Source organism: Motiliproteus sp. MSK22-1 (genome assembly GCF_001968815.1).
In the GTDB taxonomy this organism is placed as follows: Bacteria; Pseudomonadota; Gammaproteobacteria; order Pseudomonadales; family Balneatricaceae; genus Motiliproteus.
On sequence record NZ_MIEQ01000061.1, the window covers coordinates 271,454 to 295,415 of the forward strand.

The following is a 23,962-nucleotide window of genomic DNA, read 5'->3' on the forward strand; positions in this document are numbered from 1 at the left end:
TTAACGTCCATATTCAGTCTTCAATCAACGATCGGGCAAAGGCATTGGTGGCTGGCTGTACGATATACTCTAACAGCGTTCTCTCACCCGTATTGATTAGAACTTCAGCAGGCATACCGGGTAATAACTGAAGGTTTCCCAAGCTTTTAGTGCCCTTTTCCGTTACCTCAACCCGTCCGAGATAATAAGGCATCCCGGTCTGCTCATTAGTCAGACGGTCTGCTGAGATAGACAATAAACGCCCTTCAATGACGGGGGTTGTGGCCGATTTGAAGGCGCTGAATCTGATTTCTGCCAGCATACCGTTAGATACACGATCGATATCAATAGGCGAAATTTGAGCTTCGACAATCAGCTCTTCTGATTGAGGAACAATATCAAGTATTGGGGTACCTGCGCTGATAACACCGCCGATAGTATGAACCGTCAAGCCCAGTACCATACCGGATTCCGGTGCAAGAATTCGAGTTCGTGTAACCGTATCCTGGACAGCAGCAATCCGCTCATTCACATCAAATAACTTTGCCTGTACTTCTCCCAGCAATCCAGCAACTTCTGTTTGGAATTCTTTCTGTAACTGAAGTATTTGTAACTTGGTTTCACCAATTTGCATCTCGATACGTGCGACTTCTGCCTGGTGCTCAGCTATTTCACCTTTCAGTCGTGCCAGATTGCGCTCTAGCTCACGTAATCGTTGCTTGTCCGCATAGCCGTCGCTGACTAGCGTGCGGTAATCCACAATTTCTTCTTGATAAGAATCAGCCAGATCATCCTTACTGCTGCGAAGCGCCGTTAGCCCCTTAATTTGGGAGCGAAGTTGCTCAATTCGTTGCTTAAGTACAGAAACTTCACCTTCATAAGCATTTTTACGGGCCTGAAAAACCTGATCCTGACTACGGCGAGCCTCAATGGCCCGAATGTCGGTATCAGCCAGTTCTTCTGGATAGGCAATTTCCTTCAAGCCCTCCCGTTCAGATAACAAACGAGCTTCCTGAGCCTTTGAAGTGATGAATTGCCCTCGCAGGATGCCCAGCTGGGCTCGGGCCTGAGTATCATCCAACTCGATTAAAAGCTGGCCTTTTTCCACCTGCTGCCCATCACGGACCAAAATTTCCTTAACAATTCCGCCTTCCAGATGCTGTACGGTCTTACGATAACTTTTAACCGTTACAACCCCTGGCGCCAAGGCAGCACTATCCAGTGGCGCAAAAGTTGCCCAACCGCCAAACAATCCAAAAGTGATAAACAGGATAATAAAACCAATAACCCTGATTGGGATATCACTTGTCTTTAATTCGACGGCTTTTCCCGTCTCTATTTGTGCCACTGCCTGCGACATTCGGCAACGATCTCCTAAATGTTAATAGATGGTGATCAGGACTTAATCGGAACTACCGGAGTCACTGTGGTTGTAGGTACAACTGCCGGAGCAGGCCTGGCCTGAGGTTTCGCAGCAGCAGGAGGCTGTGGCTGTGCGCCAGCTTTTAGCTTGGCCAGCACCTCATCACGAGGGCCATACATTGATACCTGTCCTTCATTCAGCACCAGCAGTTTTGTCACATTCGCTAAGGCACTAACACGATGAGAAATAACAATCGTTGTAATACCGGCTTCACGGACCTTCTGCAGAGCCTGGGCCAGTGCCTTTTCCCCTAAGTCATCCAAATTAGAGTTTGGTTCATCAAGTATCACCAGCTTTGGTGAGCCATACAAAGCTCTGGCCAAACCGACTCGCTGCCTTTGCCCACCGGACAAAGCACCGCCACTACCGCCAATTTCAGTATCATAGCCATTCGGCAGTCTTAAAATCATTTCGTGCACACCAGCCAGTTGAGCCGCTGCGACAACAGCTTCAGAATCAACTTCACCAAACCGGGCAATGTTTTCACTAATAGTGCCATCGAACAATTCAATATCCTGCGGCAAATACCCCACATGTGGACCAAGCTCTTCACGATTCCAGGCAAATATATCTGCGCCATCCAATCGAACTTTCCCACCCATTGCTGGCCAGATACCCAGAAGAGCACGAGCCAGCGTTGATTTACCGGCGGCACTTGGCCCAATAACACCAACAGCGTCACCGGCTTCCACGGCAAAAGTGACCCCTTTAACCACCGGAGTACGACTGCCCGGAGGGGTAATCATTACCGCCTCCACTGAAAGATTTCCTTTAGGGTCAGGCAAGCTCATTGTCTCAGGATCTTTTGGAATTTTAGCCAGTATCTCGTTCAAGCGATGGTACTGTGAGCGCGCACTGACAAAGCCTTTCCAGGCACCGATCATTTGATCAATCGGCCCCAATGCTCGACCGAGCAATATAGATCCCGCAATCATTAACCCGGGAGTAATCAGCTGTTCAATAGCCAAGTATGCACCAAGACCCAGCACCAGAGACTGTACCGTCATACGAATGGACTTGGAGAAGGAATTGATAGCACCAGCACGTCGGCTGGCAACCGCCTGAAGATGCAACACTTTGTGATTACGGGTCAACCAGCGCTGGCGAATGTCCGTAAGCATCCCCATTGATTCTACCACTTCAGCATTGCGAAGATTCTTGGTGGTGAATGTATTGGCCGCAATAGACTCTTTGTTAGCTTCAGCCAGTGGTTTTTGAGTAATTTTTTCGTTAATTAATGCCAGAATAGACAAGATGATTACCGCGGCAACCCCAACCCAACCAAAAAGCGGATGAAAAATAAACATTACACCAATGTATATTGGCATCCAGGGAACATCAAAAAAGGCAAACAGACCGTTACCGGTCAAGAACTGTCGCAGCCCTGCTAGATCAGAAAGAGGCTGGGCACTAGCGTTTATACCACCTGAATAAAGCGCTTGCTTAAATGATGCATTAAATAATCGCTCATTCAGCAAGGTTTCCAGTCGGGTACTGATTCTTACAAGAATCTGGGATCGAACCCACTCCAATCCGCCCATGGTCACCATCATCAGGATCATAATCAGTGTAAGCATCAACAATGTTGAATGACTGCCACTGGTCACAACACGATCATAAACCTGCAACATATATATGGCTGGCGTTAACATCAGTAAGTTGATGAACATACTGAACAGACCGGCCACTACAAAAGAAGACCGACACACGCCTAAGGCTTCATGAAGATCCGTTTTCTTACTATCTTTAGAATTCATCTATAACAAACCAGTCGTAATATCAAAATACCGATATGAAATACCGATATGAAAGCACTAAAGACCATTCAGGCCCGCCGCAGTATGAACCAGATGCCAAAGGGCATTACACAGCAGTTGAAAAACTCCAGGACACTTAAACAGAGACGTTACTGCAAATAATCAGTAGCAGACCCGAATAACTCTCCTGTTACTCAAGACCACCAACTAAGAAACGGTGCCGACTCCACCGACGACAGAGTATGTCCCCGCAAACACCAAATGTGCATTATATCCTTTAAAGGCGCGAATAATATCAGCCAGACCAAAGTTACGCAACAGCATCATCCTGAGCTGTCAAGCCGTCAGAGCAGGAGATTTTCCCATACTATTTACACAGTTAATGTATCCGGCAACTTCGATACGGGACCTGATCTGTGTTCTCGATAACAATTGAGCACGTAGTCTACATATCGACGCTGAAAACAAGCCGTTGAAAAGCGTTCAGCATTCGCTCTAATCTGTGTAACATCTGCCTTAAAACCATCTTCAAATCTCTCAATCGCCCCAATGATCGCTTCTTCAGTCTGGGTATCAAAGAACAATCCGGAAGTTCCATCCACCACTGTCTCCAACAACCCTCCTTTTCCGAATGCAATCACAGGTGTACCACACGCCTGAGCTTCCACCGGTAAGATACCAAAATCTTCTTCAGCAGCAAAAACAAACGCTTTAGCCCGCTGCATATAATCTTTAAGCACAGAAAAAGGCTGGTATCCCATCAAGGTCACATTTGGCGGTACATTTCGTGCTATATCCCTGGCACAAGGCCCATCTCCTATCACGACCAATTGACGATCCGGCATTTTGGCAAAGGCACGAACAATTAGTTCAATTTTTTTATAGGGAACAAGCCGAGACGCCGTCAAGTAAAAGTCCTCCTTGTCCGCACGCACATCGAATTCATCAACGGCAACACAAGGATAAATTACTGCGGCATCACGCCGGTAAGTCTTTTCAATACGACGGGCAATAAAGCCACTATTGGCAATAAATTTATCAACACCCGCTGAATTATGGCGATCCCAGATTCTGATACGGTGCAATAGCAATCGCGTCAGCAGGCCTTTAAAGCCCTTCTCCAATCCTGACTCTTTCAGATATTGCGCCTGCATGTCCCAGGCGTAACGCATAGGCGAATGGCAGTAACAGATATGAAGCTGATCAGGACCGGTTATCACACCTTTGGCCACGGCATGACTGCTGGAGAGAACCAAATCATAACCACTCAGATCCAACTGCTCTATTGCCAAAGGCATCAGTGGTAAATAGTTACGATAGCGGGTCTTCGCAAAAGGGAGTTTCTGAATGAAGGTTGTAGTCACCGACTTTCCGGCCAGAAAGCGGCGCTGCTCCGGTGGGAAAAAATCCACTGTTGCGAATACATCAGCCTGAGGAAAGCAAGCCAGCATCTGTTCCACAACTCGCTCAGAACCCGCATAACTAACCAGCCAGTCATGAACAATGGCTATTCGACAATCTGCAAAATCGGAAGATAGAAAGTTGCTCACACTCGAACTAATACTCAAAACAGCAGCCCCGGGAAGTAACCGATAACGCGCAACGACTCTATTGATTTAAATCCAGATGAATATTGATCCCCGAAACGAAGACTAAAACCCACTAATATCCCCTGCGCCCTCACGAACAACTTCTGGTACATCATCTACCATATTGATAACTGATGTAGCCTCCATACCGCAATACCCGCCATCAATCACCAAATCAACTTGATGTTGTAGTGTTTCACGGATGTCATAGGGGTCTGTCAACGGATCGGTTTCACCGGGTAAAATCAGGGAACTACTCATGATAGGTTCACCCAGCTCTTCCATCAGCGCCAGGGCAATTGCATTATCAGGGACACGAATACCTATTGTCCGCCGTTTGGCATGCATCAAACGACGCGGAACTTCGGAGGTCCCTTTAAGAATGAAAGTATAGGCTCCGGGTGTGTAGTTTTTGAGCAAGCGATAAACACTATTATCTACTTTGGCGTAGATTGCCAATTCAGAAAGATCGCGGCATACAAGAGTGAAGTTGTGCTTGTCACTTAATTGACGGATCTGCTTAATTCTTTCCAGGGCAGACTTGTCACCAATATGACAACCAAGAGCGTAGGCACAATCGGTGGGATAAACCACAACTCCGCCTTTATTAATGATCTCCACAGCCTGTTTAATCAGTCGCTGTTGAGGGTTTTCAGGATGGATCTGAAAAAACTGACTCACTGTTAAGTCCTGTTGAACAAGAGGCACACTGGCAATGCCAGCAAAAGTTGGCACATTGTAACGGATTGCTGTAGGCATTAACCAGTAGCTGACTGCTATTCCCGCTACAAACGCCCTAACCTCTTCAAACTCTCAAACTCACCAAGCGTTCAAGAGGCGGCCGGAATAAAAACAACCACAGCTCCCTTCGAAATAACGGTTACTCCTGCTGCGAAAGCTGCTGTAACCTCTGCGGATCTAGCAACACCAGCTGCTTGCCAGATTTTTCCAGAATACCGGCCTTAATCAAATTGCTGATGGCTCGAGACACCGTCTCACGAGTGGTATTTGCCATCTGAGCCAATTCCTGTTGAGTCGGGCTCTGACGGTTTTCACCTAACTCCTCCGGCTGTGTCGCTATCTTAAGTAACCAGGTGTAAACACGGGTGTAGGCGCTACTTTGTCCTAACAGTAATAGATGATCATTTCCAGCCCGGACCATCGCAGTCAATTGCTGCATTAACTTACGACTCACCCCCGGCTGATGGTAAATCAACCTTAATGCCAAGGGCTTTGGTAAGGCCCCAACTGTTGATCTTTCTGTAGCGATAATCGTAGCCGAGCGAGGCTTTCCATCTATCAATCCCAATTCACCAAAATGGCTACCAGGATCTATGAAGTTGAGGCTGATTTCCCGCCCATTACTGTCGTGGTTAGTTACTTTTAGGCGCCCTCTGAATAAAAAGTACAACGCTTCAGGACTTGACCCCTTTGGCACCACCGTAGCGCCACGAGGATGCTCGACCAATTGAAGGTGCTGCGCTACATAAGCCAGCTCCTCCTGCTTGAGTTCCTCTAAAAGGTTTATTTGTTTTAGGAGTGAAATCGAGATCAAGTTAGTCGCCCGTAAGCTGAGTTTATTCGGTAACAATTAGTTAGAGTAGGATAATATTGTGCTCCAGATGCTTCGCGGATACGATTGCCTGATATAATGTCGGCCAGCCAAACAAGAGCTACTGTCACAAGCTGAGTTAGAGTGCTCACAGTGCCAAGCGAGCACTCTAAAATGAACGGAAGAACAAGTCAAAAGCTGAAGTTACGTTTCCCCAGACAAAATGACCAGTTGCGCGAACAATGTTGATAAGCGGCATTCAACCACCAGGTTCCGGTAATGCCACATAACCCACACATTCAGCACTGTTTTTTGGCTGTGATACATTTCGACTCTGTGAATTTCCAAACTTGTTTTAGCCAGAATGCAGCTGACAATTTTTTATCAAGAATTTTTGCACCACCAGGAGACGCGGTTGATGTTAAAACCCAAAGCTATCAGTCTTAACTACGATGACAGAAATGACCGAATCCGCCTTATCTTTCGCCATCCGACAGCAAAAGAACGAACTGACGGCTACTTGACTCGACGTTTTTTAATGAGAAGCATGCCTCAACTAGTGGACTGGTTAGCCGAAAAAGCAGCTCACTCAGCTGGCAATGAGAAATCGAGCATGTCTGAACTCACCGGCAATCAGAAACAAACGCTGGCTCAGTTTGAACATCAGGGAGCCCAGCGCCGTATTCCAACAACCAAAGAACCGATGAAAACCGATGAGGAAAATATCTCTCAATTTTTAATCTCGGCTATAAGCGTTCGCAGTAACAAAGAAGAGAAGATAGAACTCACGCTGATGGAACAGGAAAAAAAACCTAAAGTCCGCTTACAGCTTACCCGGGCAGAATTACATAAGCTGATTTCAGAGCTTCTATCACTGGCTGAAAAAGCAGATTGGAGCCTGCCTGATTATTGGGAACCATCTGTTAACGTTGTAACAGTCAATACTGGAATGCATTAACACCAACAAACTGTTTACTTGCTTTCACGAAAATTGGCGAGCCTCGATAGCGGCTATAAGCACGGGGCAAACTAACTCATCTGGCAATAAAACAGTATGGATTAGAAAAAACTCACACCCGTACATACCTTATCTATACTTTACAAAGCCATAGATAAACCGGCCCCCTCTGTCTGCAGAGATCTTTCTCACAAATTGAGTACCGGTATGCAAACAAACTTATTACTACTTTCAGCCTTTTTCCTTGCATCGATCAACTCAAAAGTGATGTTGACTGGGACAAAGCCACCAGGCAATCGCGGCTGCCAAAAACGTCGATACTTGCCAGGAAAAGGCAGATCGCATGAGTAAAAAGGCCGAAAAGTGGCATCTGACACTGCTGCTCTGGGGTCTGATCGTGCTAGGGCTGGCCGCCAGTATCTCGATGAGCGGGTTTGTCAGCTGGTATCAAAGCCAGCTCCGGGACAAAGATGCCGAACTGCAATCAACCCGGCAATGGCTGGATCTTGAGCTGGAAAAAATTCGACGGTTGTTAGTAGAGACACATTCAACATCTGAACAGCTAATCGCTTCACAACAGCCCTTCCAGCCAGACACAAAAAATGACAGTCTCCACCTGTTAAAACAAGAGGTAGATCAACTACCTGCAAAGCTGGCTATTCCAGGCATTGATCCCGCCCTTTTCGAACTGCAAAGACGGATCGATCAAACCCAGACACTGTGGCAACAGTCAGTCAGCTGGAAACAGGAGTTCGATCCTTATCAGCAGGATATTCTGGCAGAGACCAGTCTCAACAGAGTTCGTCAGAAGCTATACCAGCTTAATGAAGCTTTTGATATTGCCGAAGGCAAGCTTAACCTGCAACTGGCCCGGCATATCAATAAATGGCGTCAGGAAACTCCAAGCCAACAACCGCATCTGGCCAACCAACTGCTAAAACAGCAAAACAGCATCTGGCCCAGAGCAATTAAGACGGTACAAAATGAGCTGCATGAAATAGCCCTGCTGGTTGAACTGTTGGCATCCGCAGACAAACCAGAAGACCTGGCTAATCTTAGATTAAACAGACTGTTGCCAGCCGTAGACAGAATGAACCGGAATATCGGTTTGATGAAAAGGTCTGTACAAAATCACGACAATTTTATCATCCCGTCGACCGATCCACTGAAAATTTCATTATTTGGCACCGGACCAGAATCAAACCGGTTTGACCAGCCTTTATCTCTCTATAGGCTTGGCCTACTGGAGTTACTCAATCGCTATCAGCAACAGGCGGGAGCCCAACACCAGCTCATAAGCAAACTCACGCAGAACTTTGACCAGGAACTGGCTGCGCTGGACCGGCTTGGAGAAATTGCCACCATTCAACTGGAATTGCAGAGAGACAATGTTGAAACTGATCTGAATGCTGCATTGCGCCAAGCCTTTGGTTGGGTCGTGATGCTTTTGTTTGCCTTTTTATTTCTTGGTTGGATGATCTCTCGAAAAATCAGCACCCAATTTGATCAACTGGCCATACTACAAACTAACAATGAGCTTATATTGAACTCAGCCGGCGAGGGGGTTATTGGCCTGGACACAAAAGCGGAACACACATTTATCAACCCCGCTGCAGCACAAATGCTGGGAGCCAGCACAAAGCAACTGATTAATATTGAAAACCGTAAGTTTTGGAAACTGGACAGTGGCCAGGTTTACCCCGTTGAACAGCTCTTAAATGGGCAGACCGACTCCATACATAATAAAGAGGCCCTTTTCTTACGCACTGATGGAAGCCGGTTTCCAGTGGAATATTCTGCTATGCCGATAACCAGAAACCAACAAATACAAGGTGCCGTATTAACATTCATGGATATATCGGCAGATAAAGCAGCACAAATTGCTCTGGAAAATTCTGAGCGGCAATTCAGGGATCTGTCAGAGAAGTCTTTGGTAGGGGTTTATATTATTCAGGATAACTACTTCACATATGTGAATCCTTGCCTTGCAGAAATTTTTGGCTACCAGAAAGATGAAATAGAGAATCGCCTGGGACCACGAGAGTTAAGTCATCCGGAAGATTGGCCAAAAGTAAAGACCAATATTGCAAAGCGGGAGTCGGGTCAAACGGGCGCTATCCACTACAAAATCAGAGGGCTGACAAAGCAGGGGGACGTTATTCACGTTGAACTTTACGGCAGCCCCTCCATTCATGGTGGCAGACCCGCAATTATGGGCACCTTGCTGGATATCACCAAACGCATAGAATCTGAAGCCAAAGTCCAATACCAGGCCTTTTACGATCAACTGACAGGGTTGCCGAATCGCACCTTATTCAATGACCGGCTGGAACACTCATTAAAAATAGCTCAACGAAAAGAAACCCAGTTAGCCGTATTATTTCTCGACCTTGACCGTTTCAAGCATGTTAATGACAGCCTCGGCCATCAGGTAGGCGATGCACTGCTATCATCCGTAGCTGGGCGGTTGAATAACGTGATACGGGACAATGACACGGTAGCACGCATCGGAGGTGACGAATTCACGATTATTATTGAAAACATATCGGGTCCGAAAGAGCCTGCAACTGTTGCAAACCATATATTACAGCGACTCTCTGAACCATTTCAGCTGGCTGACCATGATCTTTATATCAGCACAAGTATTGGTATTTGCCTTTATCCTCAAGATGGAAAAGATACTAAGTCATTAGTCAAGCATGCTGACACCGCAATGTATCACGCAAAAAAAATGGGCCGTTCAACCTATGCTTTTTATAGTTCCGCACTGACCACCAGCGCTGCCAAATGGTTGGAGCTTGAGACAGAGCTGCGCAAGGCACACCTTCAACAACAGTTTTCTCTCGTCTATCAACCTCAAATTAATCTAGCCAACGGTAGTATCACCTGTGTTGAAGCATTGCTACGTTGGCAGCACCCAACAAAAGGAACCATCTCACCAGGCACCTTCATCCCGCTGGCTGAAGAAACCGGTCTGATTGTGGAAATTGGTGACTGGGTTATTGCCCAGGTGTGCAAACAGCTGAAAGAATGGCAAGCAAGCGATGCTAATCCCTTACAGGTGGCGATAAACGTATCAACTATACAGCTGCACAAAGGAAACATTGTCAAATCAATAGAGCAGTCAATTCAGGCAACGGGTATCCAGCCCAGCTGTCTGGAGCTGGAGATTACAGAAAACTGCATCATGAAAAACGCGGAGCATTGCCCTGAAATGCTCGAACGACTCAAAGACATTGGAGTAACTCTTGCCATTGATGACTTTGCTACCGGCTACTCCTCATTGAGCCTGCTCAAGCAGTTATCAATAGACAAGCTTAAGATAGATCAATCGTTTATCAGCACTCTCTACAACACAAACGACAGTGATAGCGACAGCAGCAATGAGACCATCATTAAAGCTATTACCAGTCTCGCCAAACTCTTAAACCTGGCAGTCGTCGCAGAAGGGGTGGAAACAGAAGCTCAGCTTAACTTTATTCGCGACAACGGCTGCGACTTCAGCCAGGGTTACCTGCATAGCAAGCCACTCAGCCCAGAGGATATAAGTCAGTTAATCGGCTTAACGACTCCTGATAAACCATGCTCTGAAAAACCTTGCACTGAAAAACAATCCTCTGCCAGAGGATCTGATAACAGACAGCCTTATGACAAACCGCTTAAAACCTCAATCAATCAGAGCCCTGAGGACGCTTCAATACCAGCAGTCGAGGACTCTTCAGCCCCCACCACAGACGCAACAGCGCCTGTCAGCCCCCACTCAAGTACAATTACAGACGCTTAAATCCAGCTCACCACGGCGATTTTCTGACAACAGCTCTGCTGGAATCTTCCTGACAATCTCATCAATCACCTGCTTGTTTACATTCTGGACAGCAAGCGGCCTGCTGTAATAGTACCCCTGAGCCCACTCGCACCCCAGACCCAACACCATTTCCTGCGCTTCCAGATCTTCAATCCCCTCGGCGATAACATCCATACCCAGGCTTTTTCCCAACTGAGTTGCTGCCTTAACGATTTGATAGCTACCACTATCCTGAGTGATATCCAGAATAAACTCCTGTGCGAGCTTGATTGTCCCTACCGGTAGCTGCTTGAGATAAAGCAAAGACGAAAAACCGGTACCAAAGTCATCGATAGAAAATTTAATACCAAGCTCAGAAAGCGATTCCAGAGATTTTCGCGCTTTGACAAACTCGGTCATGAAAAACGTTTCTGTAATCTCAAGCTCCAGATAATGAGCAGGCAATCCCGAAGCTTCTAATATATTGCAGACACGAGTAACAAAATCCCCTTCTGCAAACTGCTGAACCGACACGTTAACCGCAACATGCTCAAACTCAAGCCCATCTTTCAGCCAACGCTGAGCTTGCTGGCAAGCCTCTTTCAACACCCAGTCACCCAGAGCCGATATCAGCCCTAACCGCTCGGCGTAGGGAATAAACTCTGCGGGAGAAATACGTCCTTTCAGTGGGTGCTGCCAACGAACCAGTGCCTCAAAACCGATTAAACGGCCATCACTCACATTCAGTTGTGGCTGATACTCAAGAAACAGCTGACTCTGATGAATCGCCATTTTCAAATCGTCCTTCCACTGTTGATCCTCACCTATATCAAGACTCATCTGAGGATCATAAAGATGACAGCTTCCTCTTCGAACCTTCTTTCCATGCTTAAGCGCCATCTCAGCGCGCTCCAGTGGTAACTCCAGACGCTCAGACTGCTCAACTTGCAAATCGATTCCTGCCGTTGCTGTAACAATTTGCACCGTGCCGTTTTCCAGCAACAAAGGCTCACTGAACATATCCAAAAAATAGTGTGCAACGGCTTCTGGCGACTGATCAGACAGAGGTAGAAGAAACGCAAATGTATCCCCCCCAGCCCGCGCCACTGAGCCCCCCTCAGGAATTTTGGTCTGTACTCTTCGGGCCAGTAAGCCAAGAATATCGTTGCCCATTTTTTGTCCCCAGAGTTCATTTTTGACGCGAAAATGATCAAGCCCAACCAATAGCAACATATAGGGCTTCCCGCTGTCCGCAGCCTTCTGAAGCCGATCGAACAGGCCCGCCCGGTTTAGGATACCGGTCACTTCATCATGATAAGCCAGATAGCTAAGGCGATTTTCAACTGATTTTCTCTGGCCAATTTCTTTCTTGAGAGTTCTGTTCCACCAGACAAGAATAATTAGCAATCCAAGAACAACAAAGGTGGCAACAATATAGCTGTACTCCTTGACGGTTGCCCTATCCAGCTTATTAATATCTTCTGGCATAACCCAGCGCTTCTGAATCTTCAGCCTCTGTGAGGGTGGTATTGCCAACAAGGCCTTATTCAGAATATTCCCTAACTCCGGCCAGTCACTCCTTGTTGCAATGGAGTCTTTATAGTCAAATCCCGTTGTTCCGGAAATTTTGATGTTACTCAATCCCTTTTTGTAGCTGTAGTCACGACCACTTGCCGCATCTGCACCTATACCATCAACATAGCCACTTGAAAGCCAGGTAAAAGCAGTGCTGAGATCCAAGGGTTCTAAAAGTTGGATTTGCGGATAGTTGTTACGTATATACTCTGCCAGCGCTGTTTTAGCTGGCACAGCAAAACGAAGCCCGCTGAAATCATCAAGAGATGTTAAGGATTCGCTGTCACGACGAGTAAAGATCAGATTTTCAGTAAAGGAATAAGGTATACCAAAATCCAGATAGTTCCGGCGCTCTTCTGTTGGAGTTGCAGCAACAAGAAAGTCAATATACCCGATTTTTGCAAGCTGAATGGCATCGGCATAATTGCTACTGACAACGCGATCAAAAGAAACTCCAAGCTGTTGCTCCAAGGCCTGCAAGTAATCAACAGCCAAACCGGCAACCTGACCGTCCTCATTAAGGATGGTTAGGAAAGGAGGAAATATAGCCAGGCCGACCTTAATATCGGGATGCTCTTCAAGCCATAGCTTTTCTTCTGGAGTGAGCTCAAGATCACTGGCAGCTGAACTGGATATAAAGCCAAACAACAGAATCAGGCACTGCATAAGCAGTAGCAGCCGCTGGATGTAATACATAGTAACTACCTTGTACGCAGCGCCCCACTCATCCAGGATTCAGAATTACATTCGAAAGCTATAATAGTAGACCTACGTGCTAATTTACTTAAAGGAACGACAGATACAACAAGTTACAGGTACAGCAAACCCTGACAGAGCCTTTAGCAAACCCTCCCGGAAAAATTCTGCGAATTGTATCTACTTCCCCCTTCACACTGCTGTCTATTTCAACAATAACTGTATGAGTATCAATTCGACTTGATTCAGGTCAACTACAAATATCAGCACAGCAGGCCAGGAAAAAAACGGATGATACATTCAATGCGGCAGCAATAACAATACAGGAATCATGGTTAATAAACCTGTTTTAAAGGACGAACAGCATCTGGATGAAACCTGAAGACAAAAGTGTATCAATAACAGGAAGGACTAATATAAGGAGAGAAATAATAAAAATAAGCATTAATAAAGAAAGAGCTAATAAGAGGAAGTATTGATAAAAAGCAAAACCGACAGAGCCGGAATGGCTGGTAACAAACCAACAAAAAACCGGCCACGCAGAAGCAACAGATTCATACCAATGCCCTGCGCAGCCCTTCTAGTGACTCGAACAATTCCAAAAAAACCAAATAAAATCAGTTCTCGATTGGGCGTAAATACTCATTGTGTCGACGCTCAACCCAACGAAAAACCCATATAACCAGCATACTCAGAGCTAAATAAATCACTCCGGCTGACAGAAATATCTCAATGGGGGTATAAGTACGAGCGATAATTGTCCTGGCCATCCCCGTCAAGTCCAGTAACGTGATCGTACTGGCCAGAGCACTCCCTTTAAGCATCAGAATAATTTCATTGCCATAGGCAGGAACAATCATCCCGAACGCCCGAGGCAATAAAACACGCCGGTACATCAGACTTTTTCTCATTCCCAGCACTTTGGAGGCCTCAACCTCTCCCTTGGGAATAGCTGCTAATGCACCTCTAAGTATTTCAGCGGTATAAGCAGAAGTGTTCAAGCAAAACGCGATAATGGCGCACCAGTAAGGCTCTCGAAGATAAGGCCAAAACATACTTTCACGCACAGCCTCAAACTGAGAGACGCCGTAATACACCAGAAATATTTGCACCAGCAAAGGAGTACCACGGAAGAAGAAAATATAACAATAAGGCAGTGCACGAATCCAAAAAACACCTGAATGGCGAGCCAAGCCGATGGGAACAGCCATCAGCGATCCCACTATACCGGAGACCAAAACCAATTGAATGGTAGTCCAGGCTCCTTCCAACAAACGGGGAAAATACTCAACAATCACTTCAAAATCCATCACTACCCCCTCACCAGACCACGGCTATTTCGCTTTTCCAATATTGAGATACCAACCATCGAAATAATGGTAAGAGTCAGGTAAATGAACGCTGCAGCCATGTAGAACAGGAAGGGCTCCTTGGTAAAACCGACAGCTACATTTGCTTTGCGCATAATATCTTCGAGCCCTATGACAGATACCAGCGCCGTATCTTTCAACAGCACTAAAAACAAGTTACCGAGTCCGGGAAGCGCCAAGCGCCAAACCTGAGGCAATGTGATTCGGGTAAACACTCGAATACGACTCATCCCCAACACTCTTCCTGCTTCAGCCTGGCCTTTAGGAATAGCAATCATCGCGCCACGAAACACTTCAGTGGCATAGGCACCGAAAGCCAGACTAAGAGCCGCAACACCGGCAATAAAAGGACTGATTTCTATATATTCATCGTAACCAAACCAACTTCCGACAACCATCAGAACCGAAGTGGCACCAAAGTAAATGATAAGCACTGTCAGCAGTTCAGGAATACCCCGCAGGATAGTGGTGTATGCGTTCGCCGCTGCCCGTGCCAAACCAATGTTAGACAACTTCGCCGAAGCACCTAAAAGCCCCAACAGCAAGCCAACAACCAGGCTGACAACGGCCAGCTCCAGTGTCATCAATGTGCCATCCCATAACTGATGGCCGAAACCTCTGAGATCAATCATAACCAGACCCCGACTCCAGAAGTCAGCCAGATAGATACAATCGGCCACCAGGCCAACCATCTCTGACAAACACTAGAAAGAATACTTGAGTAAACGGGGGCGACGGCAGCCGCCCCCTGACAAGGAACCGATAAACGAAGGATCAATAGATAGAGAACGGGAAGTACTTCGCGTTGATTTTTTCGTAAGTTCCGTCATTCAGGATTTTGTTCAGCGCTTTATTGAGCTTAGCGCGCAACTTGTCACCTTTTCGAACGGCGATACCTATCTTGTCATCTTTAGCAAAGGCCTGGCCCTTAAATTCAAAGCCCTTACCGGCATCTGATTTCAGCCAGTTAAATGTTGGAAGCTCGTCTGACAGGGCGCCATCAAGGCGACCAGCCTGCAAGTCCAGATAAACGGCATCGTTGTTATCGTAAAGTTTAATCTCGACAACGTCCGCCAGATTGTCTTCAAGATAAAGGCCCGCGACTGTCGCACGCTGAGCACCAATAACCTTGCCTTTCAGTCCCGCTTTGCTGGTATCAAAAGGCTTTCCCTTAGCTGCCAGGTATCGCAAGCCACCAGAATAATAAGGATCAGAAAAATCCACCTGCTTCATGCGCTCTTTAGTGATAGACATGCTGGCAACAATGGCATCGAATTTTTTTACTTTCAGCGCTGGAATCAGTCCATCCCAGTCCTGAGTAACGATTTCACATTCAACCTTCATTTTTTCACATAAGGCGTTGGCAATATCCACATCGAAACCTTGAGGCTGACCACTGGCGTCGATGAAATTAAACGGCGCCCAGGCACCCTCGGTAGCGATGCGTATCTTGTCAGAAGCCTGAGCAACGGTTGATGACAATGCGATAGCAGTCAAAGATAGAGTGGCAATTAATGTTTTATTTATTTTCATAACCAGAGTCCTATCAGAAAAGGATATTAGTAAAATTGATTTATTGCGGTCGGGATATTTCGTCCAACATCCGGCCTTGGCAGCAAAACCGAACTCTGGATTCAGAAAACGCTGGAGATAAACTCCTTGCAGCGTTCAGATTTGGGATCACCAAAGACCTGCTCAGGCGGTCCGAACTCTTCAACCTGACCTTGATGGAGAAACATCACCTTTGATGACACTTCTTTCGCAAAGGCCATCTCATGAGTAACGATCAACATGGTACGACCTTCTGCAGCAAGGTCACGCATGACACTCAGCACCTCACCAACAAGTTCAGGATCTAAAGCAGATGTCGGCTCATCAAACAACAGGACCTGAGGATCCATTGCCAAAGCACGGGCAATAGCAACCCGCTGCTGCTGACCACCGGAAAGCTGACCAGGGTAGAAATCCTTACGCTCGTAAAGACCCACTTTTTTGAGAAGAATATCCGCCTGTTCAATGGCCTCTTTACGACTGCGTTTGAGCACATGTACAGGAGCCTCAATAACATTTTCGATAAGTGTCATATGGGGCCAGAGATTGAAATTCTGAAAAACAAAGCCGACGCGCTCTCGCATCAGAGTCAGTTGTTTTTGATTGCTTGCCTCTAAGTCGCCGTGCTTTCCACGCTTAAGCTCTAAAGGCTCACCAGTAATGGTAATTTCGCCCTCGGTCGGCTGCTCCAGCAAATTGATGCAACGAAGAAATGTGCTCTTACCTGAGCCACTGGAACCGATAATGGAAATGACATCCCCGTCATTGGCTTCCAGATCAATGCCTTTCAGTACTTCCAGAGTACCAAAGGTTTTATGGATATTAGTCAGCTTAATCGCGGTATCGCTGTTGGCCATCTTATTATTCTCTTGAATATCTGCTAGCAGATACGACTTCTAGTAACAGGTCACAACACTAAAGGCTGTCAGCTCAGTTATAGAGACGACTCAAAGTAGCCCATACAGTAACAAAAGGCTGAAAAACACATTTTCATAAATCGGTCATCAAATTGTGATCTTAGGACACAAAAGCAAACGCAACTTATCAGAAGATATTGTCTATTTTTCAGATTATATTGAACGTTTACCGCACATTCGTGAAATTATAAAGTTTTCAAAAAATAATCAAAACGACATAAGAACCGGAAGAAGATATAAAGCCGATAATTGACAATCCGCCTGACATTCAAGTTTTTATCAACACCGAGTGTGTCAATGGAGAGGCATGCTGTTCAGCCCCCTTGCCTAACCGCTTCCTCTCTTCTCTAGGGGTTAACCCATAGTGATTGCGATAAGCGGTACTGAAATGAGAAGCACTGGAAAACCCGCAGGTTAAGGCTATCTGGAGAATGGGCCGATCGCTTTGCCGTAACAGCTGACGAGCTCGCTCCATTCGCAGTTCGAGATAGTATTTGGAGGGTACTGTTTGCAGATGTTTTTTAAATAACCGCTCCAGCTGCCGACGAGAAACACCCACATGAAAGGCCAGATCATCAGCAGTGAGCGGCTCTTCAATATTTGCCTCCATCAACGTCACAGCTTCTATCAACTTGGGCTGACTGGCACCGATACGGGCTTTTAAAGGGATACGCTGGGGATCCTCCGCTGCTCGAATCCGCTCACAAACAAACTGCTCGGATATCGACGCGGCTAACTCCATGCCATGATATTGCCCGATCAGAAACAGCATCATGTCCATTGCGGCGGTACCACCACTGCAGGTAAATCGATTGTCATCTATCTCAAAGAGATTGTTTGAAACCCGCGTCCTTGGAAACTCCTCTCGCAGACTATCGACATCCCACCAATGAATAGTGGCACGATAGTTTTCTAACAAGCCGGCACAGGCGAGGAGATATGAGCCAGTACCAATTCCACCCAACGCAATACGGCTGTTCTCTCGTCCCCGCAACCAGGCAATAACCGCCTCATTACCGGTTCGGGCGACAGGACTGGCACCGCAGACGAAGATAGCATCGAGTGAGGGCATATCCCGAAGACCATAATCCACTATCGTCTCAACGGAAGCGCTGCTGGCAACGGCTTCACCATCATGACTGATGGTGAAGGTTTCATAGAGTTCGTCACCACTAATCCAATTAGCCATTCTCAGAGGTTCAATCGCTGAAGAAAAGCCTATCAGGGAAAAATTGGGCAACAAGAGAAAACCGAACCGCTGCGGCCTGCCACTTACCCGTTTAATGGCCAGATTATCCACCATTCTCGATTCCATACGTTACTTATGCACACCCATTTTTAACATCTAGATAGAATTATGCGCACTAAAGCGAAATAATGCGCGAAAAGCCGTTCAAATATCGGCAAAAGCAGAAGCCATCACCAAAAAATCAAAAGGGCTCACTCAGCGTATAGCTTAAGACTTGAGACATAGCCTTAAGCTTGATGCTTGATACACAGCCTTAAGCTTGAGACACAGTCCCATGGATCATACACAGCCTTAGGGTTCATACGTAGCCTGTTCATAAAGGCTGTCTTTACGTTGCCCTAAGCATACTGATAATGGCATCACGAAACCCACTGAACAGGCCACCGATGTCAGAAGCCTGAAATTCCACGTCGCTTTCGGTAAAAAAAACACCTGTTGGCAGCCCTTGGATTAATTGATAATGCTATCAACGCTTGAAGAACCTCAATGCCATACTATTCTACTTCTATTTATTTGGCCGGTTCTCCAGTAATACTTCCATTGTGTCGATAACACTTTTTTAATAGCAACATGTTAAAACGCGATGTTAGTAACCCTGCTGTTGGTCAGGCTGCCTAAGTAGCACGACGTCAATAACAACCGGTTAATAACATTCTTACTAATAACAATAGCAGTGGCCCACATGAATACTCTGGTTCAGATCAAGCAAGCAGGCATCACCCAGGTTCAGTCCCTGTTGGAAAAGAGGCTGTCTAAGAACAATAGCGAAACCGCAATTCAACTGGCGGAGCAGTATTACACCCGTAGCCTGGCCCGTGAATTTGCCCAGGTTGAGATGGAAGACCTGTACGGTGCGATACTGTGCCTCTGGGATCTTGTGCAAAAACGCGGCTCCGAACAAACACTCATCAGGGTATACAACCCCAACCACGAAGATCATCAGTGGCATTGCAGCCACACTGTTGTCGAAGTGCTGATGGATGACATGCCATTTATAGTCGCCAGCGTAAACATGGCATTTTCTGAAAAAGGCATCAGTATCCATCAGGTTACCCATCCGGTTATCTACACAGAGCGTGATAAGGAAGGTCGTCTGCAGCGAATTCTGCCGCTAGCACAAGAGAGTAAAACAACAACGGGAAAATCGACTAAAGCTGGTCGCAAAGCCAATCCAGAAGCACTGATTCGGCTTGAAATTGACCATCAGCCCGACCCGGAAGCACGCGAGCAGATAAAGGAACATCTTCACCGAATCCTAAAGGATGTTCGTCTGGCCGTTCGTGACTGGCCGGCAATGAAACAGCAAATGCAGGAAGCGGTGGACTGGAGTGAAGCAAACAGCCTGAAATTAGATCCAGAGGTTAACGAAGAAGCCTTGGCATTCCTCCGCTGGCTGCTGTCGGATCGCTTTTTGATTCTGGGATTCCGTTATTACGACTTGACCCCCAGTGAGCAATCAACAGCAGAACAGCCTCTGTTCACCCTAAACTATCGCAAAGGCTCAGGGCTTGGAATTCTGGGTGAACCTGTATCAGATTCACAGCAGAATATAGAACTCAGCCCCTACCTTAGCCAACTGTCACAACAGCCAGAGTTGCTGGTATTAACCAAGTCCACCACCCGTTCGACAGTGCAACGACCTGCTCATTTGGATTATGTCGGTGTTAAAAAAATAGACAAGAAGGAAACGGTCATAGGAGAATGGCGATTCTTCGGACTATACGCTTCTAACGCCTACAGCACCCCTGTAGATGAGGTGCCTCTTTTACGCCAAAAAATTGCTCGACTGCAGGAGCGAGCCAAGCTCCCCGCCGATGGTCATAGTGGAAAAGCACTACGACATTTGTTACTCCACTATCCTCGGGATGAAATGCTGCAAGCCAGCTATGAGCAGTTTGAAGAAACAATTCTCGGTATGCTTGAAAGCCAGGAACGTCGACAGCTGCGGCTGTTTATCCGACCGGATACCTATGGCAGATTTATCAGTGTCCTTATTCTGGTACCTCGGGATCACTACGATACAGCCCTGCGCCTGAAGATGCAGGAAATTCTGTTAAACGCTTTCGAGGGGCACAGCTCGGAATTTGGCGTTCGCCTGTCAGAACATAATCTGGCTCAGGTACAGTTTACTATCCATTGCCATGATGCCCACCAAAGAAACTGCGATGTAGACAAACTGGAATCCCTGATGTCAGAAGCAATGGCATCCTGGATCGATCGTCTACAGCTGGCATTGAATGAAAAACTGGGAGAAGCCACTGGAAACCGATTGCTGCAACGCTTTGCACACTATTTGCCCGTTTCTTATCGGGATGATGTCACTCCAAACAGGGCGGTCAGTGACCTTCAACGCCTGGCAGAGCTAAGGCCAGGAACGCTGTCAACTTACTTGTATCGCCCTCTTGAGGATTTCCACAGTTTGCACCTGAAGGTGCTGGGAGGCGGTGAAAATCTGGCACTTTCTGACGTCTTGCCAATACTCGAACAGATGGGAGTCCGGGTACTCAGTGCACGCCCCTATGAGTTTAATAACAGCCAGGGGCAAGCCTACTGGATGCTGGATTTCCACCTGTCAGTCGCTGGAAGTTTCGATCCAGAGGACAAACACCTGAAAGATCAGTTCCAGCAGACTTTTACTCTGACTTATCAAGGTAAGCTGGAAAACGATGGCTTTAACGCGCTGGTTATTTCAGCAGGACTCAGTTGGCGTCAAGTAGTGATTCTGCGCGCTATTTGCAAATATCTATTGCAGTTAGCCATTCCATTCAGTCAAAACTATATGGAGCAGACACTTGGCAACAACCCCCATATTTGCCGCCTGCTGGTACAGCTTTTCGAGATACGATTTGATCCCGACTACCGCCAACCTAGAAAGAGCCGTTGTGAAGTACTGAGCAAACAACTCGAAGAGGCACTGGAAAGTGTCGACAACCTCGATGAAGACCGCATTCTCCGTCATTATCTGAGCGTGATTCAAGCGGCTCTGCGAACCAACTTCTATCAGCTGGATGCCGATCAGCAGCCTAAGGGTTACCTGTCAATTAAGCTCGATTCTGAGCAAATTCCAGCGGCTCCTTTACCTCGTCCCCGCTTCGAGATATTCGTTTACGCCCCCTGGGTCGAAGGCGTTCACTTACGGGGAGGGAAAGTAGCCCGTGGCGGACTACGCTGGTCAGATCGTCGAGAGGATTTCCGTACAGAAGTCTTAGGACTGGTTAAAGCCCAACTGGTAAAAAACTCCGTTATTGTACCTGTTGGCGCCAAAGGTGGCTTCGTTCCCAAACAGCTCCCCACAGGTAGCCGCGACAAGGTACTGGAAGAAGTTATCCATTGTTATCAAACCTTTATTAAGGGTTTATTGGACATCACGGACAATAGGCAGGGAGAGGACATCGTACCTCCCACTAATGTTATCCGCCATGATGATGACGATCCTTACCTGGTAGTCGCGGCAGACAAGGGAACAGCCACCTTTTCTGATATCGCGAATCAGATATCCATGGACTATGGTTTTTGGCTGGGCGATGCCTTTGCCTCTGGTGGCGCTAACGGCTACGACCATAAAAAAATGGGGATCACTGCACGGGGTGCCTGGGAATCAGTGAAGCGTAACTTCCGCGAGCTGGGCATCGATACTCAGACTCAACCCTTCACCGTTGTCGCGGTAGGCGATATGGCGGGTGACGTGTTCGGCAATGGCATGTTGCTATCAAAACAGATAAAGCTGGTCGCCGCATTTAACCACCAGCATATATTTATCGACCCAAGCCCGGAGCCCGCTGCAAGCTGGACAGAAAGAAAACGCCTTTTTGATCTGCCCCGATCCAGCTGGGAAGACTATGATCGCAGCCTGATATCCAAGGGCGGAGGCATCTATTCTCGTTCAGCCAAATCAATAACACTGACTGACGAGGCTCGCCAGGCCCTATCCGTTGATGCGCGTCGTTTAACGCCCAATGAGTTGATTCACGCCATACTGAAGGCACCAATAGATCTGTTCTGGAACGGCGGAATCGGAACCTATGCGAAAGCCAGCAGCGAAAGCCACGAACAAGTGGGTGATCGAGCCAACGATTCCCTGCGGGTAAACGGCAATGAGCTGGGCGCACGCGTGGTTGGTGAAGGAGGTAACCTGGGATTGACCCAACTCGGTCGAATTGAATATGCCCGCCGAGGTGGCATTGTAAACAGTGACGCTATCGATAACGCTGGCGGTGTCGATTCTTCAGACCATGAAGTGAATCTGAAGATCCTGCTTGACCGGGAAGTGGTCTCTCAAGACCTGACCGGCAAGCAACGCAACAAACTTCTGGCCAGTATGACCGAAGAGGTGGCATCGCTGGTCTTAAGGCACAATAAATTACAAAGTCAGATCCTGAGCATCTGCGCTCTGCAGTCCTCCTCCCGGATCAACGACCACGTTCGATTGATTCACATACTGGAAAAAGAGGGCCGTCTGAAGCGCAAATTGGAATTTTTGCCCACTGACGAATATATGGAAGAACTCACCCGTAACGGCGAAGGACTTACACGCCCGGAAATTGCTGTGCTAATGGCCTACAGTAAACTTCGCCTCTTCGACCATCTGATTAAAGATGGCATCGGTGAGGATATAGACCTGAGCAAAGAACTTGATGGCTACTTTCCTGCCCCTATTCGTGAACAGTATGCCGATAAGTTACAGCAACACCCCCTCAGCAGAGAAATTGTTGCAACCCATGTCACCAACCTGGTCAACAACCGGATGGGTTCCACCTACATCAGTTATCTGCAGGAAGAAACTCACTGCTGCGCCTTGGACGCAGTCAGGGCATTTTTTGCGGCGAAGGAAATCCTCTCGATTGAATCGCTTTGGAACGCGCTGGAAGAATTGGAGTCGCAGCTGGATGACAGTATTTTCCGGGAGCTGATGGTGCGTATCCAGGATCTGCTGGAACGAACAACCCTTTGGTTGCTGCGCAATCATTCCCAACCTTTGTCAGTCAGCGAACTGGTCAGTAACTATCGCGGCAACGTCGGACTGTTGCTGGAACACCAGTTATCACTGGTCAGTGAAAAAGAGCAACAGCGACGCAGAGATGAACAACAGCATCTGATTGATGCAGGTATCAAGGATGAATCACTGGCTCAACGATTTGCAGGTCTAAGTCGGGATTACTATTGCCTCGAAATCGTACGCCTATCCCGCAAACACAAGCAGGTACCATTATCTGCGGCCCAGACTTATTACCAGCTGGAAAACTTACTGGGCTTGAACAGTCTGCGCACTCAGATTCGAGCCCTGCCCGACACGGATATCTGGCAACGCAAGGCCAGAGCGTCACTGGCAGATGAACTGGACAGCGCGTTAGCTCGCACCAATGCGCGATTACTGGGTTCGACTGAAGCGCAGATGACAGTTACAGACCGGCTTGAACAATGGCACCAGGAACAACAACAAGTACTGGATCACTTTAAAACGACAAGAGAAGAGATTGAGAGTATTGAACATCCAAACCTCGCCATGCTTTCTGTGGCAGTAAGAGAGTTAGGACAGTTGAACTAACGGCCCGTACAGAGTCA

14 protein-coding genes are annotated in these 23,962 nt (G+C 47.2%); 3 read left to right on the top strand and 11 right to left on the bottom strand.

Annotated features, from left to right (window positions below; translation table 11 throughout):
- Window positions 1-13: 13 nt before the first annotated feature.
- From BGP75_RS18690 to BGP75_RS18710, 5 genes are all read right to left on the bottom strand, one after another.
- On the bottom strand, window positions 14-1,339 hold the full coding sequence (locus BGP75_RS18690) for an HlyD family type I secretion periplasmic adaptor subunit (RefSeq protein WP_076720378.1): 1,326 nt from the start codon (window positions 1,337-1,339) through the stop codon (window positions 14-16).
- Between the two features lie 35 nt (window positions 1,340-1,374).
- The gene (locus BGP75_RS18695) at window positions 1,375-3,159 is read right to left on the bottom strand and encodes a type I secretion system permease/ATPase (protein ID WP_076720379.1); all 1,785 of its coding nucleotides are present in this window, start codon (window positions 3,157-3,159) and stop codon (window positions 1,375-1,377) included.
- A 371-nt stretch (window positions 3,160-3,530) separates the two neighbouring features.
- The gene (locus BGP75_RS18700) at window positions 3,531-4,709 is read right to left on the bottom strand and encodes a glycosyltransferase family 4 protein (RefSeq protein WP_076720380.1); all 1,179 of its coding nucleotides are present in this window, start codon (window positions 4,707-4,709) and stop codon (window positions 3,531-3,533) included.
- Window positions 4,710-4,811: 102 nt separating this feature from the next.
- Window positions 4,812-5,429 carry an L-threonylcarbamoyladenylate synthase gene (locus tag BGP75_RS18705; protein ID WP_076720421.1) on the bottom strand — a complete coding sequence of 206 codons (618 nt, stop codon included), beginning with the start codon at window positions 5,427-5,429 and terminating at the stop codon, window positions 4,812-4,814.
- Window positions 5,430-5,628: 199 nt separating this feature from the next.
- Entirely contained in the window at window positions 5,629-6,303 is a 675-nt protein-coding gene (locus BGP75_RS18710; protein WP_158070136.1) for a Crp/Fnr family transcriptional regulator, read from the bottom strand.
- Window positions 6,304-6,718: 415 nt separating this feature from the next.
- Between BGP75_RS18710 and BGP75_RS18715 the strand changes: the two genes are divergently transcribed.
- Complete coding sequence (locus BGP75_RS18715) at window positions 6,719-7,258, top strand: hypothetical protein (protein ID WP_076720382.1); 540 nt, start codon at window positions 6,719-6,721, stop codon at window positions 7,256-7,258.
- A gap of 343 nt (window positions 7,259-7,601) precedes the next feature.
- Window positions 7,602-11,042 carry an EAL domain-containing protein gene (locus tag BGP75_RS18720; protein ID WP_076720383.1) on the top strand — a complete coding sequence of 1,147 codons (3,441 nt, stop codon included), beginning with the start codon at window positions 7,602-7,604 and terminating at the stop codon, window positions 11,040-11,042.
- Here BGP75_RS18720 and BGP75_RS18725 read toward each other — a convergent pair.
- The 6 genes from BGP75_RS18725 to BGP75_RS18750 all read right to left on the bottom strand — a co-directional run bounded on the left by BGP75_RS18725 (window position 11,019) and on the right by BGP75_RS18750 (window position 18,454).
- Window positions 11,019-13,313, bottom strand: a complete 2,295-nt coding sequence (locus tag BGP75_RS18725; RefSeq protein WP_076720384.1) for an EAL domain-containing protein — start codon at window positions 13,311-13,313, stop codon at window positions 11,019-11,021. The genes BGP75_RS18720 and BGP75_RS18725 overlap by 24 nt on opposite strands.
- A 617-nt stretch (window positions 13,314-13,930) precedes the next feature.
- Complete coding sequence (locus BGP75_RS18730; RefSeq protein WP_076720385.1) at window positions 13,931-14,623, bottom strand: ABC transporter permease; 693 nt, start codon at window positions 14,621-14,623, stop codon at window positions 13,931-13,933.
- A gap of 2 nt (window positions 14,624-14,625) precedes the next feature.
- Window positions 14,626-15,363, bottom strand: coding sequence for an ABC transporter permease (locus BGP75_RS18735; protein WP_233152976.1), 738 nt, complete (start codon window positions 15,361-15,363; stop codon window positions 14,626-14,628).
- 94 nt (window positions 15,364-15,457) lie between these two features.
- The gene (locus tag BGP75_RS18740) at window positions 15,458-16,216 is read right to left on the bottom strand and encodes a transporter substrate-binding domain-containing protein (protein WP_076720386.1); all 759 of its coding nucleotides are present in this window, start codon (window positions 16,214-16,216) and stop codon (window positions 15,458-15,460) included.
- A gap of 101 nt (window positions 16,217-16,317) precedes the next feature.
- On the bottom strand, window positions 16,318-17,091 hold the full coding sequence (locus BGP75_RS18745) for an ABC transporter ATP-binding protein (RefSeq protein WP_076720387.1): 774 nt from the start codon (window positions 17,089-17,091) through the stop codon (window positions 16,318-16,320).
- 328 nt (window positions 17,092-17,419) lie between these two features.
- On the bottom strand, window positions 17,420-18,454 hold the full coding sequence (locus BGP75_RS18750; protein WP_076720388.1) for a GlxA family transcriptional regulator: 1,035 nt from the start codon (window positions 18,452-18,454) through the stop codon (window positions 17,420-17,422).
- Window positions 18,455-19,082: 628 nt separating this feature from the next.
- On the opposite strand from BGP75_RS18750, the gene BGP75_RS18755 reads away from it, so the two are divergent.
- Window positions 19,083-23,945: an NAD-glutamate dehydrogenase gene (locus BGP75_RS18755; protein ID WP_076720389.1), complete on the top strand. Its 4,863-nt coding sequence runs from the start codon at window positions 19,083-19,085 to the stop codon at window positions 23,943-23,945.
- Window positions 23,946-23,962: the final 17 nt, after the last annotated feature.

What these genes read in the sequence shown, in the direction of transcription:
- BGP75_RS18690 (WP_076720378.1), bottom strand. Translation starts at nt 1,339, where the DNA reads ATGTCGCAGGCAGTGGCACAAATAGAGACGGGAAAAGCCGTCGAATTA.
- BGP75_RS18695 (WP_076720379.1), bottom strand. Translation starts at nt 3,159, where the DNA reads ATGAATTCTAAAGATAGTAAGAAAACGGATCTTCATGAAGCCTTAGGC.
- BGP75_RS18715 (WP_076720382.1), top strand. Translation starts at nt 6,719, where the DNA reads ATGTTAAAACCCAAAGCTATCAGTCTTAACTACGATGACAGAAATGAC.
- BGP75_RS18720 (WP_076720383.1), top strand. Translation starts at nt 7,602, where the DNA reads ATGAGTAAAAAGGCCGAAAAGTGGCATCTGACACTGCTGCTCTGGGGT.
- BGP75_RS18725 (WP_076720384.1), bottom strand. Translation starts at nt 13,313, where the DNA reads ATGTATTACATCCAGCGGCTGCTACTGCTTATGCAGTGCCTGATTCTG.
- BGP75_RS18730 (WP_076720385.1), bottom strand. Translation starts at nt 14,623, where the DNA reads ATGGATTTTGAAGTGATTGTTGAGTATTTTCCCCGTTTGTTGGAAGGA.
- BGP75_RS18740 (WP_076720386.1), bottom strand. Translation starts at nt 16,216, where the DNA reads ATGAAAATAAATAAAACATTAATTGCCACTCTATCTTTGACTGCTATC.
- BGP75_RS18745 (WP_076720387.1), bottom strand. Translation starts at nt 17,091, where the DNA reads ATGGCCAACAGCGATACCGCGATTAAGCTGACTAATATCCATAAAACC.
- BGP75_RS18750 (WP_076720388.1), bottom strand. Translation starts at nt 18,454, where the DNA reads ATGGTGGATAATCTGGCCATTAAACGGGTAAGTGGCAGGCCGCAGCGG.
- BGP75_RS18755 (WP_076720389.1), top strand. Translation starts at nt 19,083, where the DNA reads ATGAATACTCTGGTTCAGATCAAGCAAGCAGGCATCACCCAGGTTCAG.